The organism is Rhizobium lentis, assembly GCF_014200175.1.
Classification (GTDB): Bacteria; Pseudomonadota; Alphaproteobacteria; order Rhizobiales; family Rhizobiaceae; genus Rhizobium; species Rhizobium mulingense.
Genome location: NZ_JACHBD010000026.1, coordinates 23,041 through 36,945, shown reverse-complemented (window position 1 = coordinate 36,945; position 13,905 = coordinate 23,041). Strand labels below are relative to the sequence as shown.

Here is a 13,905-nt window from a genome sequence, read left to right as displayed (position 1 = left end):
TCGCCCTTCTTGACGCCGTGCTTCTTCAACACATTCGCCATCCGGCAGACGTGCTCGTAAAGCTCGTTATAGGTGATCTTCTTGTCGATATAGGGGTTGTCGCCTTCCCAGATGATCGCCACCTGGTCGCCGTTCGTCTTCAGATGACGATCGATGCAATTGTAGGAGACGTTGGTCTGGCCGTCCTCGAACCACTTGATCGAAACCTTGCCGGTAAAGGAGGTGTTCTTGACCTTGGTATAGGGCTTGAACCAGTCGATCCGCTTGCCGTGTTTGCCCCAGAACTTGTCCGGGTTCTCGACGCTTTCCTCGTACCATTTCAGGTACTTTTCCTTATCGATCAGGGCTCGTTCCCGGATGAGACACGGCACGGTATAGCGCTCGTGGACCACTTTTTAACTCCTATGATTGGCCCCTTGAAACTGATCCCGATCAACGAGAAACTTGAAGCCGGTTCTGTCTGATTGATACCCCGGACCCATTCGTCGGTCTGAGGCCCCCGTGGGCACGCTGCAGCGCTGGGGCTGCAATCAACATCGACTGCTACATCATTTCCGGTCGTCTGATTGCCGAGCCATCGCTGAACCGGCTCAGCCTGTAGGGTGAAATATCCGTGATGGGCGTCTCGTTCATCACGATCTCGCTGACCAACCGACCGGCACCCGGTCCGATGGCAAAGCCGTGTCCGCTAAATCCCGCGGCAATCACGTAACCAGGCAGATGCTCCACTCTTGAGATAATCGGCACGAGATCTGGGGAAGTATCTATGAGCCCTCCCCACGCGCGCTCGATCCCGATTCCCTTGAGCGCTGGATATTCGCGTTCAAGGTTCTTCAATGCGAGCTTCACGAGCTGTCCATCCGGCGCTGGATCCAGAATGCGGTTTTTCTCAAACGGCGAGATTTCATCGTTCTCCCAGCTGCTGAAAGCATCGGGTCCATTCCAGAAGCTGCTGTTCAGTCTGTACTTCAGCTTCTTACCGATCTTACTGCGGTACATCTGGTAGAATTTGAACGCATATCGCATGCCTCGAGGCGTGATATCTAGCGTTCCACGCCCCGGTACGGCAATTGTGTATGACCCGTCTATCCGACGACGCAAGACGAAGTTTGAGGCGGAGAGGCATCCGGCTTGAATGATTTGGGGCGCAGGAGTGGTCTTGATCGCCGTCCCCGCGATGTTTGCGACCGGAATTTCGACGCCATACCGATGAGAAAACCGGGAAGCCCATGCTCCGCCGGCGCAGACAACGGTGCTGGCTCTCACCAGTCCTCGCTCTGTCCAAACGCCTGTTACCCGGCCGTTGGCAATGTCGAGGCCCCGGACCGCACAGTTCTGGTGCAGCGATACGCCATTTTCCTTCGCGGCCTCGGCGATGGCAGGCACAGCCAGGCCGGGCTCGGCTCTCCCATCGCTTGGCGACCAAACGCCACCTATCCAGGAAGACGTGCCGCCCGAAGCGCGCTCATTAGCCTCAGAAGCGCTAAGTATCTGGCTATGAAATCCCCGAAGGCGTGCAGCCTGACCCCACTTTTCCCAACGGGCGACATCCGCCTCTTCTTTGGTGCAGTAAAGGATTCCGCTTCGACGAAACCCGAGATCACGGCCTATTTCGGTGCTCAGCTCCTCCCAGCGCCGCAGACTGTACATGGCTAAAGGGAGCTCATAGAGGTCACGATTCTGCTGTCGGACCCACCCCCAGTTGCGGCTCGACTGCTCGCCACCGACGATTCCCTTTTCGAGCAGGGCAACCGAGACCCCCTTGCGAGCGAGTTCGTAGGCCGTGCAGGTACCGACGATCCCTGCGCCGACTACGACGACGTCGACCTGGCCTGGAAAAGAGGCGCTATCACTTACTTTCTGAACCTGGACCCGCATTGCTTCTGTTCCTCTGGCATCGCGCTCAAGTCATCTCCGACTGGATACGCTAAACGCTCAATTATTAGTGTGCGCGAGCAGTCGTTTCCGACCCTTATCGTCGGATGATCTCGCTACTCTTGCTGACGGCGCCGCACGAAATCGTGGTTCTCTCAGCTGTGATCACCGCGAACATCGAACGCATCGCGGAGGCCGTCGCCGATGAAGTTGAAGCTGGTGACAGCGATCGTTATGGCCGCGCCGGGAATAATCGCCAGCCAGGGCGCGGTACCCAGATATTGCTGCGCGCCGTTCAGCATATTGCCCCAGCTGGGCAGTGGCGGCTGAATTCCATAGCCGAGGAAGCTGATATAGGCCTCCATCAGGATCGCGCGGGCGACGGTCAGGGTGGCCGCGACAATGATCGGACCGATGGCATTGGGAAGGATCTCACGGAACATGATATGCGTTGCGCTCAGTCCCAGCATGCGGCCCGCCAGCACGAATTCACGCTCGCGCAGGGAGCGAACCTCGGCCTCGACAATTCGGGCAACTTCCATCCAGCTCGTTGCAGCGATGACCACGGTGATCATGAAAGGGCTCGGCTTCAACGCAGCCGCAAGAGCAAGCACCAGGAAGATGGACGGGAAGGACAGGAAGCCATCAACGGCACGCATCAGTACCGTGCCGACCAGACCACCCCTATATCCCGCCACTACGCCGACCAGTGTTCCGATCAGGGTCGACAAAAGCATCGCCGAGAAACCAACCAGCAGCGAAATTCGGCCCGCCATGAACAATCGGGCGGCCAGGTCTCGCCCCAGCGGGTCGGTGCCGAGATAATGTTGACCTGTCAGCGGCGGAGCGAAGCGGGCGCGCAGATCGATATAGAGCGAATCGTACGGCAACAAATGGGGTCCGAGGACGCACGCGAGGGTCAGGAGGGCGATCATCACCATGCCGATGAGGGCCAGATGATGCTTCATGAAACGGTGCGTCGTTCGGCTGTTCCACCAGCGCTCCCGGGTTGAATTTGCGGCAATGGCAGTCATGATTGCTGACTCCTGATGGGCGTTCATGGCGCTTAACTCAGACGGATACGGGGATCGATGAAGGCGACAACGATGTCGGCGGCCAGGTTGCTAAGCACGACAAGGATCGCCGAGAACATGAGCAATCCCATGACGACCGGGTAGTCGCTGTAGCCGAGGCTGTCGAGGAACAGGCGGCCCATCCCCGGCCAGGTGAAAACCGTCTCGGTCACCAACGCCCCCGTCAGGACGCTGGGAAGCTGCATCCCAAGGAGCGTGATCATCGGCAGGAGGGCATTGCCGATAACATGTTTCATCAGAATTCGCCGCTCGCTCAATCCTTTGGCGCGGGCTGTCTTGACGAATTCCTGATTGATAACGTCGAGAGTAGCCGTTCGCATATAGCGGCTCCAGATGGCCACATGTACCAGCGCGAGCACCACGCTGGGCAGAATTAGATGGTGGAGATAATTCAGAACGGACTCGTCGCCGATCGTGTACATGTTGCCGGCCGGCAGCCAGCCAAGTTTGAGCGAGAACACGTAAATGCCGATCAGGCCGAACCAGAAAGTCGGGATCGAAAGAGCCACCATCGCACCGACCGTCGCCATGTAGTCGAAAAGCGAATAGCGTTTGATGGCGCCGCGGACGCCGATCCACGTTCCGATGGCGATCGCGATGATGGTGGACGATCCCATCAACAACAGCGTTGCCATTAGGTGCCGTCCAATTACTTCGATTACTGGTGCTCCGTCACGGAAGGAATGGCCCCAGTCTCCCTTTACGAGGCGCCAGGCCCAATCCAGATACTGCATCCACAGAGGACGGTTGAGGCCAAGCTGCTCCGCCAGTCGGTTCAGGTCATCCTGCGTCATGCTCGCATCCAGCCCAAATTGTGCCAGGGGCCCGCCGGGGATCAGGTTGAGGACCACGAAGCCAATGACGGAAACGATGAGGAGCAGTACGAGGCTCTGAGCGAACCGGGTAAGTAGGAAGCTACGCATGGAGCTCTCCCTTTGATAGCGCCAATAGAGGTCGCCGCCGCGACACGCGGCGGCGACGGTAGGTTACTCAGCTCTTCCAATGCCAGGCGGCAGCATGCCATGAGGCCGTGCGCGTGTTCGTATTCGGTTCCCAGCCCTCAAGGCCTTCCTTCGTGCCAACCACATAGGTGGCGGCAAACAGCGGAAGGAAGGGAAGGTCCTGACGCACGATTTCCTGGATGCGGTAGTAGATTTCACGCCGTGCATCCGGATCGAAGGTCTGGGCACCCTTCTTGAGCAGCGCATCCACTTCCGGATTGGAATACTGGCCGACGTTCGATCCCTTTCCACCCTTCGCGGCAATCGCGCTGCTCGCAAGACGGTTGGTTGCATCGGGATCCGCGGCAATCAGATGCGTCACGCCCGAGATTGCCGTGTCGAATTGTGACTTCAGCCAGAATTCGCCGAACATGACGGCGGCCGGCAAATTCGAGATGGTCATCTGGACGCCAATTTCAGCAAATGTCTGCTGCAGGAACTGCTGCACCTGCTCACGAAGATTGTTGCCTGACGTCGTCGAGTTGTTAAATGCCAGCTTCACTCCATTCTTCTCACGGATCCCATCCGATCCCGGCACCCAGCCGGCATCGTCGAGGAGCTTGCGTGCGGCGTCGAGATTGAATTCCTGCGCCGGAAGGTTCGGATTGAAATAGTACGACTCCTTCGGCATGAAGGTTTCGGTCGTTGTGACCACGCCGAAATAGAGGGCGTCGATGATTGCCGCCCTGTCCATTGCGGCATACAGTGCTTGGCGCACTGCAAGCTCCTTGAACTGCGGCCGCTCGAGATTGAGGTAGAGCGACTCGACGGAGGCACCGGGCACGAGGCTCACCACACGGCCCGGCAATTTGCTGGCTTCCTCGTAGTGGTCTGGCGTGATGTAGGCCTGGTCTGTGAGGTCGATGTCGCCGCTCTTGAACTGCGTGTACAGCACCGTCTGGTCAGGAATGTATTTGAATACAAGCTGTTCGACATACGGACCGTCCGCAAAATAATCCGGGTTCGCGGCCAGTTCGAGATGGTCACCTGCTACGCGCTGACTCCACTTGAAAGCGCCGGTGCCAACGGGTGCCTGGTTGAAGGCTGCGGTGTTCGGATCGGCCTCATTCTCGAAAAGGTGCTTTGGCACGATGAAGGTTTCGGTGAGAAACGAGAGGTAAGGAGCGAATACCTGCTCCATGCGCCAGGTGATTTCAGTTGGCGAGACTACCGTGAGGTCACGCACCAGCGAATGGCCGCCGGTACGCCAGGCGCGGAATTTCGGATTGGTGATCAATTCAAGGGTGAACTTCACATCCTCGGCCGTGAACGGCTTGCCGTCATGCCAGCGAACATCATCACGGAGGCGGACGCGCCAGTTCAGGCCATCTTGGGAGATGCCGCCGTTCTTTTGCGTCGGCACTTCTGCCGCAAGATTAGGCTGGAGCACGCCACTGGGATCCATGCGAAAGAGGGCGTCGAAGAGCGAGAAGTGTACCGCATCGTCCGTTTCGATATGTGCCATCAGCGGATTGAAGACGGTCGGTTCCTGCGAAAGCCCGACCACGACACGACCCGCAGGTTTCTTGTCGGCGGCCCACGCAATATCCGGCTTGCCGATCAGGTTGGGAGCGGCGAAGCACGCAATGCCGCCTGCTGCCATCAGGCGCAGTGCGTCGCGCCGAGAATAGTTCGCTTTGGTCGTAGAATCTTTTGTCATTTTATTCCCTCTCTTTTGCTCATTAGGAAGCTGCTGCCGGCAGTTGATCTCAGCTGTCTCTTCGGCTTTCTCCCGGAATTGCAGCAACAAGCTCGCGCGTGTAGTTCGATTGCGGCTTCAGGAAGATCTGAGACGGCGGGCCGCGTTCGACGACCCGGCCCTTCTGCATGACTGCAATTTCATCGCAGATCTGGCTGGCAACACGAAGATCATGGGTAATGAAGATCATTGAGACGCCGGTTTCGCGCTGGATTTGATCAAGCAGCTTGAGGATCTGGGCCTGGATCGACACATCAAGCGCGGAGACCGCCTCGTCCGCAATCAGCAGCTTCGGCTTGAACATCAGCGCCCGAGCAATGCCGATGCGCTGGCGCTGCCCACCCGAGAACTCGTGAGGGTAGCGGCCGAAGGCACCGGCATCGAGACCGACGTGGGAGAGCAAAGCTCGGGCCTCTTCGCGCGCCTGTGCGTAAGGCATACCATGCGCGACGGGCCCGACGGTCAGGATCTGACCGATCGTGGAGCGTGGATTGAGTGAGGCGAAAGGATCCTGGAAAATCATCTGAATTCGAGGGCGCAGCGGCCGAAACTCGGATTCTGAGAGTTTGACGATGTCCTTTCCCTCAAACAGGATCTGACCGCTGTCGCTGTCCTGAAGCTTGATCAGGAGCCGTCCCAGCGACGATTTTCCGGAACCGCTTTCCCCGACGATGCCGAGGGTGCGGCCCGCCGACAACGTGAATGACGCGTCCTTCACCGCAGGCACGACACGCTGGCTGCCGAACAGGGCGCTGCCGCTGCGGTAGGTCTTGCACAGTCCATGGACCGTCAGGATGGTCTCGTCGCTCGCCGGCGCATCGAGCTTTCTGTCTTCGCCCGTGAGGCGCGGAACAGCCGCGCTCAGGCGCTGGGTATAGGGATGTCTGGGGGATTTGAGAACCTGATCGGCGCTGCCCTGCTCGACGATCCGTCCTTTCTCCATAACAACGACGCTATCGGCGATCTCAGCCACAACGCCAAAGTCGTGGGTGATGAACATAACGCTCATATCCTTACGACGCTGAATGTCTCGGATGAGCTTCAGGATCTGCGCCTGGGTGGTGACGTCAAGGGCTGTCGTTGGTTCGTCTGCGATCAAAACGGTCGGCTCGAGGGCGAGCGCCATCGCGATCATAACGCGCTGGCGCTGACCACCAGAAAGCCGGAACGGGTACTGGTGGTACATGAGTTCAGGGTCGGGCAGGCCGACTTCGGTCAGCAACTGGAGGGCGCGCTCGCGCCGCGAGGCTTTCGTACCCACTCCATGGGCCGCCATCACCTCGGTGACCTGTTCGCCGAGCGTCATCAGCGGGTTCAGCGCCGAAAGCGGATCCTGAAAGATCATCGAGACGACACGGCCGCGCAGCTGGCGCAGCTTTTTTGCCGGCGCGCCGACAAGGGTCGTTCCGTCAAGCGTGATCGCGCCCGACGAGACTGGAATGACCTTAGGCAAGAGTCCCATGATCGTGTTCGCCGTTACCGATTTTCCCGACCCGGACTCGCCGATAATGCAAAGGATCTGACCACGCTTGAGCTCAAACGAAACATTTTCGACGGCATGAGCCCGTTCCATGCCTTTCGGCAGGTCGACTGTCAGGGCGCGCACCGAAAGCGCTGTCTCATCTGCTGTAACAGCCTCAGTCGTTACGGCCATAGCTATATCTCCCTTGTCTAAGCAGCTTCTTGATTGATGTTTTTGTCGCTGCTTATGGGTGCTGCTCATAACTCTCGAGCGGTGCACCGCATGTTCCTGGACTTCAGCGCCATTCGCTACCAATCGGCGTTGGTTCTGCGATTAATATAAGATTGGTCTTGCCATTGGTGTCAATATAGATCAAATTGGTTTCGCAAAATTTTTATCGGAGGGCACATGAGCGTCGTGTTGAAGGATTTCATTGAGGCGGAAGGTCTGGAACCTGGGGATCGACTGCCTCCCGAGCGTGACCTGGCGTTGAAGCTCGGGCTGCCGCGTACCGCCCTGAGAAGGATGCTAAGCTCGTTAGAGAAGGAAGGCCGCCTTATCAGGCATGTTGGCAGAGGGACTTTTATCGCCGGCAGCGGCGTAAGCTCCAGCGCCCTCCGACCACCGTCCAGCAATGAAGGAAACACATTGCGCACCTATCCGGCGGAAGTTTTCGAGGCGAGGCTGATCATAGAGCCCAAGATCGCCGCGCTGGCAGCGTTACGAGCGACCAGGCAGGAAGTCGAAGAAATGCAGAAATCAATCGCTCGAGGCAACGCGTCGGAATCTCTTGGCGAATTCGAGAAATGGGACGCTGTTTTTCACCGTATCATCGTCCAAGCCGCGCGCAATGGTCTTCTTGCCTCGCTCTATGAAGGCATTCACGCTGTGCGCGCCGGAAATCTTTGGGGGAAAATGAAGGAACAATCGCTGACCTCTGAGCGCATGACGGCCTATATCGTCAGCCATCAGGCGATCCTCGACGCAATCAAGGATCGCGACAGCAGAGAGGCTGAGCGAAACATGTACGACCACATCATTGACGCCAGAACTAACATACTCGGACCGAGCATCTGAGAACGCGATCTGAGCGATTGGTATCGATTGCCTGCTATCTTGATCTAATCCTCTCGACAATCAGACGAAGCGGAGGGTGCCGGTCGAACCGCTCGCTTCAGGAGCCAAACTGCCCCCGTAGCCACGTTAGGAAGTCTCGCTTTCTGGCATCCCCCTCAAAAGCAAGGCGGCTCAAGAGGATGTAACTATAGCCGTTGCTGGAGAATCCTCGGGGCGCCACGAGTTGCCCGCTTTCGACAGCGTCGGCTACCAACGGCTCGGGGCCGATCGCGGCGCCTAATCCAGCGATTGCAGCCTCGATGCTCAGATAGAAATGTTCGAACACGTGACTACCGGGTGGATTTGGATCTCCGATCCGGTTGTCCGCCAGATACCTAGCCCATGCATCTCTACGCGTTGCCGAATGAATTCGAGGCAAGGAGAGGATGTCATCTCCGCCGGCAACCAGCAGGCGCGGCGCACATACTGGTCCGACACGTTCTTCGACCACCGTTTCCACAAAGAGCTCCGGCGACCAGCTAAAATCGCTCCTCCGTAGTGCCAAATCGATGTGACTTCTGTCGAAGCTCACAGGACCGCCAGCGGCCAGTACGTGAACTTCGATGTCAGGATGAAGTGCATTGAATTGCGGAAGGCGCGGGATCAGCCAGCGCTGCGTAAAGGTCGGTTCACATGAGACCACCAGCGGTGCCGAACCTCCACGCTTAATTTCGTCGCAGCAATCGCTGATCTGGCGGAACACCTCACTCATCGTGCCAAGCAGGCGTCGCCCCGCTGCGGTGAGGAAAACGGCTCTGTTTCTTCTTTCAAAAAGGGTTACGCCAAGCTCTTCCTCGAGCAAGCGGATTTGCTTGCTGACGGCGCTGTGCGTGACAAACAGTTCATTGCCGGCACGCCCGAAATTCAAATGACGTGCGGCAGCTTCAAAGGCTCTGAGCGCGGACAAAGAGGGGAATCGTGGGGCCATATCTGTGAGCTAAAGTGACTGAATTCTGTCAGAATTGATCGTTTTTCCGCCAAAGGCAATAGCGCTAGTATCCTCGTCGTTACAGCGAATGCCGACAGGACTGCGACCTTGAAAGTAGGAATCCTAGCTGATGATCTCACGAGTGCAACGGATGGCGCTGGGCCATTCGTGAGCATGGGGCACAGATGCCTGGTTTTCACCGACTACCGGCAGACGTCACCGGAAAACGTGTCGATCATATCGGTGAACAAGGCAAGCCGCACCGCATCGGCTGAAGACGCTGCCGATCGGGCGAGGACGGCGGCGAGAAGCCTTGCGTACGCGGATATCCTTTACAATACCGTTGATTCCACCATTCGCGGCCACGTTGGAGTTGAGATAACTGCCGCGCTCGCGGCTTCCGGTCGGGCGATCGCAATCGTCGCTCCGGCTTTCCCCGCCGGTGGAAGAACCACTGAAGGCGGGCGGCAGCTTCTTCGTGGCGTGCCGTTGGAGCAAACCGAATTCGCCAAGGACCCGCTACACCCCATAACGGACTCCCATCTTCGCTCCCTTTTTCGAGACATCCCCGAGGCAGAAGTGGGTTATGTCACGCTTGCGGACCTGCGGGCATTGAGATCCGGTGAACTTGTCGCCGATGGCAGAAAGTTGCTGATCGCCGATGCGACTATGCAAGAAGACTTGGCACTGCTGGTGAAATCGGCGGCCGATCCAAAGTCCATCCTGTGGTGTGGATCTCCGGGCCTGGCGATCGCGCTGGCGGATTATGTAGGCCGGGGTGGTGAAATCGCACCGTCCACGGTCACGACATCTGTCAATCTCTTTGTCATCGGCAGCGTGAATCCGCAGAGCCGCGAGCAATGCTCAACACTGATAAGCACCGGCAACGCCCGGCAGATCATCATCAACTCGGAGGTGGCGTCTCGCTCCCCCGCTCTCGCTGCCGAACGAGCCGCTGCGGAGTACAGCCGATTTGGATCCGGCGGCGACATTATTCTAACCACCTCAGAAGGAAGTGCGTCAGCCAATCCTCGGGCCATCGCAACCGCTCTTGGCCAGGCTGTGCGGGCAGTAATGGGGAGTCACCCCGTTACCGGGCTTTTCCTCACGGGCGGTGACACTGCCGAATGCGTGTTGAGCGAACTTGAGATCAGTTCACTTGAACTCCTGAGCGAGGTCGAGCCTGGAATTCCGGTCGGCCGCACCACGGGACCGCATCCCATTCACATAATCACAAAGGCGGGCGGCTTCGGTTCGCCGCGTATCCTGGTGAAATCAGCCGAGTTGCTTCGGGGCCTCTGGCTTGGAGATAAGAAATGAAGAAGCCTATTGGAATAACCATGGGCGATCCCTGCGGGATCGGCCCGGAAATTATCGCCCGTGTTTTCGCGGATGGGCTGCCGGAACAAGCAGTAGTGATCGGTGACGCCAAGGTAATGGAGCGAGCGGTCCGGGCCCTTAATCTTGCCCTGCAGGTGCAGCCCATCGCGTCAGTCGATAACGCTCTGCCAGACAGCGGACTCATAGCCGTTCTCAACGTCTCGCATCTGCCGGACGATTTGCCCATCGGTCAGGTGGACGCTCGGGCCGGGCGTGCCAGCTACGACTATGTCGCACGGGCGATCGACGAAGCGCTGGCAGGAAACATCGGAGCAATCGTCACCGCCCCGATCAACAAGGAGGCGATGAAGCAAGGTGGGCTCCATTATCCCGGCCATACGGAAATCCTTGCTGAGCGGACGGGGACCGACAAGTTTGCAATGATGCTCGCGAACGACGAACTGCGCGTCATTCTGGTCACGATCCACGTATCATTGCGCGATGCCATCGACCTCGTGACAGAGGATTCAGTTTTCCGAACGATCGAATTGGCGCACCGGGCAGGTAAGGCTTATGGGATTGCGTCTCCGCGCGTTGCGGTGGCCGGCCTCAATCCCCATGCCGGTGAAAATGGTATGTTCGGACGCGAAGATCTGGACATCATCGCGCCCGCAATCAGCCGGGCTCAGGACGTCGGAATAGACGCGTCCGGTCCCTGGCCCGGAGACACGATTTTCATGCGCGCTCGCAGGGGGGAGTTCGATATCGTCGTCGCGCAATATCACGATCAGGGCCTCATCCCGGTCAAGTATCTCGGTATCGACAACAGCGTCAACGTCACTATCGGTTTGCCTTTCATCCGTACGAGCGTCGATCACGGTACGGCATTCGACATCGCCGGCCAGGGTAAGGCCGATCATTCCTCTCTTCGCTACGCCTTCGATCAGGCGCTGCTTCTCAACGCATTCTAGGAGTGCTTTCGATGCCCCAAAATTCTCCCATCTTCATTTTTATGCTCACCAATCAGGATCGCACCGTTGCCGACGCGGCCGAGCGCCTCAAAGATGTGCTTGCCGCCGGCATCAAGCATGTGGGGTTCAAGGATATTGGATTGCCGTTCGATAAACTTCTGGTCCTCGCTTCAGCAGTCAAAGCGGCGGGTGCGAGTCTCTATCTCGAGGTTGTAAGCCTTGACGAGGAGAGCGAGCGACGATCCGCGCAAGCCGCGGTGGACCTTGGCGTCGACATCCTGATGGGTGGAACCCGGCCGAACGTCGTTCTGCCGGTCATCGCCGGGAAGAACATCCGGTACTATCCGTTCCCTGGCAAGATCGTCGGCCATCCGAGCAAGCTCGAAGGGACGATCGAAACGATCGTCGACAGTGCCCGGCAGTTGACGGCGATCGAGGGTGTCAGCGGTCTCGATCTGCTCGCTTATCGCTTCGACGGCGATGTCGAGTCGCTGATAACGCGCGTATGTAGGGCTATCGGCAAGCCCGTGGTGGTTGCCGGCTCGATCGACAGCCCGGAAAGAATGGCGGCCGTGGTACGATCTGGCGCGGCAGGGTTTACCATCGGAACCGCTGCTTTCAACGGCGCATTTTCCGGCAGTTCCAATCTGCGGATGGAGATCGAGACGGAAATCGACGTGCTCAAGCGAATTCAGGCTGATGCGGGTGATGTCGCACGGTCAGCGTTAATATCCAACTAAATCGAACCTTCACCGACCATTAATTGCTATCTTTACGGATTGGCGACAAGGTGAATTTCGAGTTTGGAGACCAGACACATGGATCTAGCGACGTTCGACCCCTCCGTACGCTTGGCGGCCGCGACTACTCTTGAGGCGTTAGAAACGCCCTGCCTGGTTCTGGATGCGGACCGGATGGACCGAAATATCACGCGGCTTAGGAACCGGCTCGATGGTCTGGGCGTGTCGCTACGACCGCATCTGAAGACGGCAAAGTCGATTGACGTCGCGCGGCGGGTCATGATTGCCCCTGAAGGGCCTGCGACAATCTCCACGCTGAAGGAAGCTGAGCAATTCGCGAACCATGGTCTTCGCGACATGATCTATGCGGTCGGCATCGCCCCGGCAAAGCTCGCGCGCGTCGTCGAACTGCGCGCCAAGGGCGTCGACCTCGTAGTCATACTGGATACCGTTGAGCAGGCGCTTGCGGTTGCCGAGGCATCCAGAAAGTCCGGAATGCGGATCCCAGCCATGATCGAGATCGATTGCGACGGCCACCGCTCGGGTGTTGTGCCCGCCAATCACGCCCAGTTGCTGGAGATCGGGCAGGCGCTGGCGGCAGGTGCGGAGTTGCGTGGCGTTCTGACTCATGCCGGCGACAGCTACAAGGGTGGGGGGCCCGAGGCACAGCAGCGCTATGCGGAAGCCGAGCGAGCGGCCGTTGTGGGAGCGGCGCAACTTCTGCGCGGTGCCGGGCTGCCCTGCCCCGTCGTCAGCGTAGGTTCGACGCCGACGGCCCATCACGCGCAGGATCTTACTGGAGTGACCGAAGTCCGTGCAGGCGTATTCGTGTTCTTCGATCTCGTGATGGCGGGGATCGGAGTCTGCCAGGTCGACGACATTGCGCTCAGCGTTCTTGCAACGGTGATCGGGCATCAGCGGGAAAAAGGCTGGATCATAACCGATGCGGGATGGATGTCGCTGTCGCGGGATCGTGGCACGAGCAAGCAAGCCGTCGACCACGGATATGGCCTCGTCTGTAACATCCAAGGCGACATCTATCGTGACATCATCGTTGCCGATGCCAACCAGGAGCATGGCATTATCGCCGTCCGGCCCGGGTCGGACGCTCGCCTTCCCGATCTGAGGGTCGGAGACCGCGTGCGGATCCTGCCGAACCATGCCTGTGCGACGGCGGCGCAGCACCAAGCCTATCATCTTGTCCAAGGTCAGTCGCACGTCGTTGATGCCCGCTGGCCACGCTTCGGAGGTTGGTGATGTCATACTTGACAACCGTAAATACCAATCGTGCGCCCAGCCCTGCAGGTCATTATGTCCAGGCGAAGCTAGCCGGTCAGCATCTCTATATATCGGGGCAGCTCCCGATCCGACCCGATGGAGCGCCCCTTGCCGACGATAGTTTCGCGGGGCAGGCCGGACAGGCCATCGACAACATGCTGGCCGTCCTGGAAGCCGCAGGCGGTACCCCGAGCGATCTCGTCAGGGTGACGGCCTATATCGTCGGCGTCATCAATTGGCCCGGCTTCAACCAGGTCTATGCAGCACGGCTGGGAGAGGCGCGCCCGGCGCGCACCGTGGTTCCAGTGGCCGAGCTCCACTACGGCTATCTTGTCGAAGTCGACGCGATCGCCGTGCTCCCGCCTGATGGCCCTGCCCGGCAAGCAGAAAATAGCTCCAACTAATCAGTTCAGGTCAACCT

Annotated in this window: 13 protein-coding genes; 6 read left to right on the top strand and 7 right to left on the bottom strand. The window is 58.6% G+C overall.

Annotated features, from left to right (window positions below):
• The 6 genes from GGI60_RS30770 to GGI60_RS30745 form a co-directional block, all read right to left on the bottom strand.
• Nucleotides 1–392: acetyl-coenzyme A synthetase N-terminal domain-containing protein (locus tag GGI60_RS30770; RefSeq protein ID WP_312862821.1), on the bottom strand; the 392-nt coding region annotated here is incomplete at its 3' end.
• Nucleotides 393–543: 151 nt separating this feature from the next.
• Nucleotides 544–1,878 carry an FAD-binding oxidoreductase gene (locus GGI60_RS30765; RefSeq protein WP_183919633.1) on the bottom strand — a complete coding sequence of 445 codons (1,335 nt, stop codon included), beginning with the start codon at nucleotides 1,876–1,878 and terminating at the stop codon, nucleotides 544–546.
• 152 nt (nucleotides 1,879–2,030) lie between these two features.
• The gene (locus GGI60_RS30760) at nucleotides 2,031–2,909 is read right to left on the bottom strand and encodes an ABC transporter permease (protein ID WP_097584432.1); all 879 of its coding nucleotides are present in this window, start codon (nucleotides 2,907–2,909) and stop codon (nucleotides 2,031–2,033) included.
• A 32-nt stretch (nucleotides 2,910–2,941) separates the two neighbouring features.
• The gene (locus tag GGI60_RS30755) at nucleotides 2,942–3,892 is read right to left on the bottom strand and encodes an ABC transporter permease (protein ID WP_183919634.1); all 951 of its coding nucleotides are present in this window, start codon (nucleotides 3,890–3,892) and stop codon (nucleotides 2,942–2,944) included.
• Between the two features lie 67 nt (nucleotides 3,893–3,959).
• On the bottom strand, nucleotides 3,960–5,630 hold the full coding sequence (locus GGI60_RS30750; protein WP_183919636.1) for a peptide ABC transporter substrate-binding protein: 1,671 nt from the start codon (nucleotides 5,628–5,630) through the stop codon (nucleotides 3,960–3,962).
• A 49-nt stretch (nucleotides 5,631–5,679) separates the two neighbouring features.
• Nucleotides 5,680–7,323 (bottom strand): ABC transporter ATP-binding protein, encoded by a 1,644-nt coding sequence (locus GGI60_RS30745; protein WP_183919638.1) that lies wholly within the window; start codon nucleotides 7,321–7,323, stop codon nucleotides 5,680–5,682.
• 216 nt (nucleotides 7,324–7,539) lie between these two features.
• On the opposite strand from GGI60_RS30745, the gene GGI60_RS30740 reads away from it, so the two are divergent.
• Nucleotides 7,540–8,208: a FadR/GntR family transcriptional regulator gene (locus tag GGI60_RS30740; protein WP_183919640.1), complete on the top strand. Its 669-nt coding sequence runs from the start codon at nucleotides 7,540–7,542 to the stop codon at nucleotides 8,206–8,208.
• 97 nt (nucleotides 8,209–8,305) lie between these two features.
• On the opposite strand, the gene GGI60_RS30735 is transcribed toward GGI60_RS30740, so the two are convergent.
• On the bottom strand, nucleotides 8,306–9,154 hold the full coding sequence (locus GGI60_RS30735; RefSeq protein ID WP_246642689.1) for a LysR substrate-binding domain-containing protein: 849 nt from the start codon (nucleotides 9,152–9,154) through the stop codon (nucleotides 8,306–8,308).
• A gap of 129 nt (nucleotides 9,155–9,283) precedes the next feature.
• Between GGI60_RS30735 and GGI60_RS30730 the strand changes: the two genes are divergently transcribed.
• The 5 genes from GGI60_RS30730 to GGI60_RS30710 all read left to right on the top strand — a co-directional run bounded on the left by GGI60_RS30730 (nucleotide 9,284) and on the right by GGI60_RS30710 (nucleotide 13,888).
• A complete protein-coding gene (locus tag GGI60_RS30730) occupies nucleotides 9,284–10,495 on the top strand; it encodes a four-carbon acid sugar kinase family protein (protein ID WP_183919645.1) in 1,212 nt (403 codons plus the stop codon).
• Entirely contained in the window at nucleotides 10,492–11,466 is a 975-nt protein-coding gene (gene pdxA / locus GGI60_RS30725) for a 4-hydroxythreonine-4-phosphate dehydrogenase PdxA (RefSeq protein WP_183919647.1), read from the top strand. Before GGI60_RS30730 ends, pdxA begins: the two co-directional genes overlap by 4 nt.
• Before the next feature lie 11 nt (nucleotides 11,467–11,477).
• On the top strand, nucleotides 11,478–12,206 hold the full coding sequence (locus GGI60_RS30720) for a 4-hydroxythreonine-4-phosphate dehydrogenase (protein ID WP_183919749.1): 729 nt from the start codon (nucleotides 11,478–11,480) through the stop codon (nucleotides 12,204–12,206).
• A 78-nt stretch (nucleotides 12,207–12,284) separates the two neighbouring features.
• Complete coding sequence (locus GGI60_RS30715; RefSeq protein ID WP_183919649.1) at nucleotides 12,285–13,463, top strand: DSD1 family PLP-dependent enzyme; 1,179 nt, start codon at nucleotides 12,285–12,287, stop codon at nucleotides 13,461–13,463.
• Nucleotides 13,463–13,888, top strand: coding sequence for a RidA family protein (locus GGI60_RS30710; protein WP_183919652.1), 426 nt, complete (start codon nucleotides 13,463–13,465; stop codon nucleotides 13,886–13,888). The genes GGI60_RS30715 and GGI60_RS30710 overlap by 1 nt, the downstream gene beginning before the upstream one ends.
• Nucleotides 13,889–13,905: the final 17 nt, after the last annotated feature.

Excerpts from the sequence above, each read along its gene's own strand:
- pdxA (WP_183919647.1), top strand. The coding sequence starts at position 10,492 with ATGAAGAAGCCTATTGGAATAACCATGGGCGATCCCTGCGGGATCGGC.
- GGI60_RS30745 (WP_183919638.1), bottom strand. The coding sequence starts at position 7,323 with ATGGCCGTAACGACTGAGGCTGTTACAGCAGATGAGACAGCGCTTTCG.
- GGI60_RS30755 (WP_183919634.1), bottom strand. The coding sequence starts at position 3,892 with ATGCGTAGCTTCCTACTTACCCGGTTCGCTCAGAGCCTCGTACTGCTC.
- GGI60_RS30710 (WP_183919652.1), top strand. The coding sequence starts at position 13,463 with ATGTCATACTTGACAACCGTAAATACCAATCGTGCGCCCAGCCCTGCA.
- GGI60_RS30740 (WP_183919640.1), top strand. The coding sequence starts at position 7,540 with ATGAGCGTCGTGTTGAAGGATTTCATTGAGGCGGAAGGTCTGGAACCT.
- GGI60_RS30720 (WP_183919749.1), top strand. The coding sequence starts at position 11,478 with ATGCCCCAAAATTCTCCCATCTTCATTTTTATGCTCACCAATCAGGAT.
- GGI60_RS30765 (WP_183919633.1), bottom strand. The coding sequence starts at position 1,878 with ATGCGGGTCCAGGTTCAGAAAGTAAGTGATAGCGCCTCTTTTCCAGGC.
- GGI60_RS30750 (WP_183919636.1), bottom strand. The coding sequence starts at position 5,630 with ATGACAAAAGATTCTACGACCAAAGCGAACTATTCTCGGCGCGACGCA.
- GGI60_RS30715 (WP_183919649.1), top strand. The coding sequence starts at position 12,285 with ATGGATCTAGCGACGTTCGACCCCTCCGTACGCTTGGCGGCCGCGACT.
- GGI60_RS30760 (WP_097584432.1), bottom strand. The coding sequence starts at position 2,909 with ATGACTGCCATTGCCGCAAATTCAACCCGGGAGCGCTGGTGGAACAGC.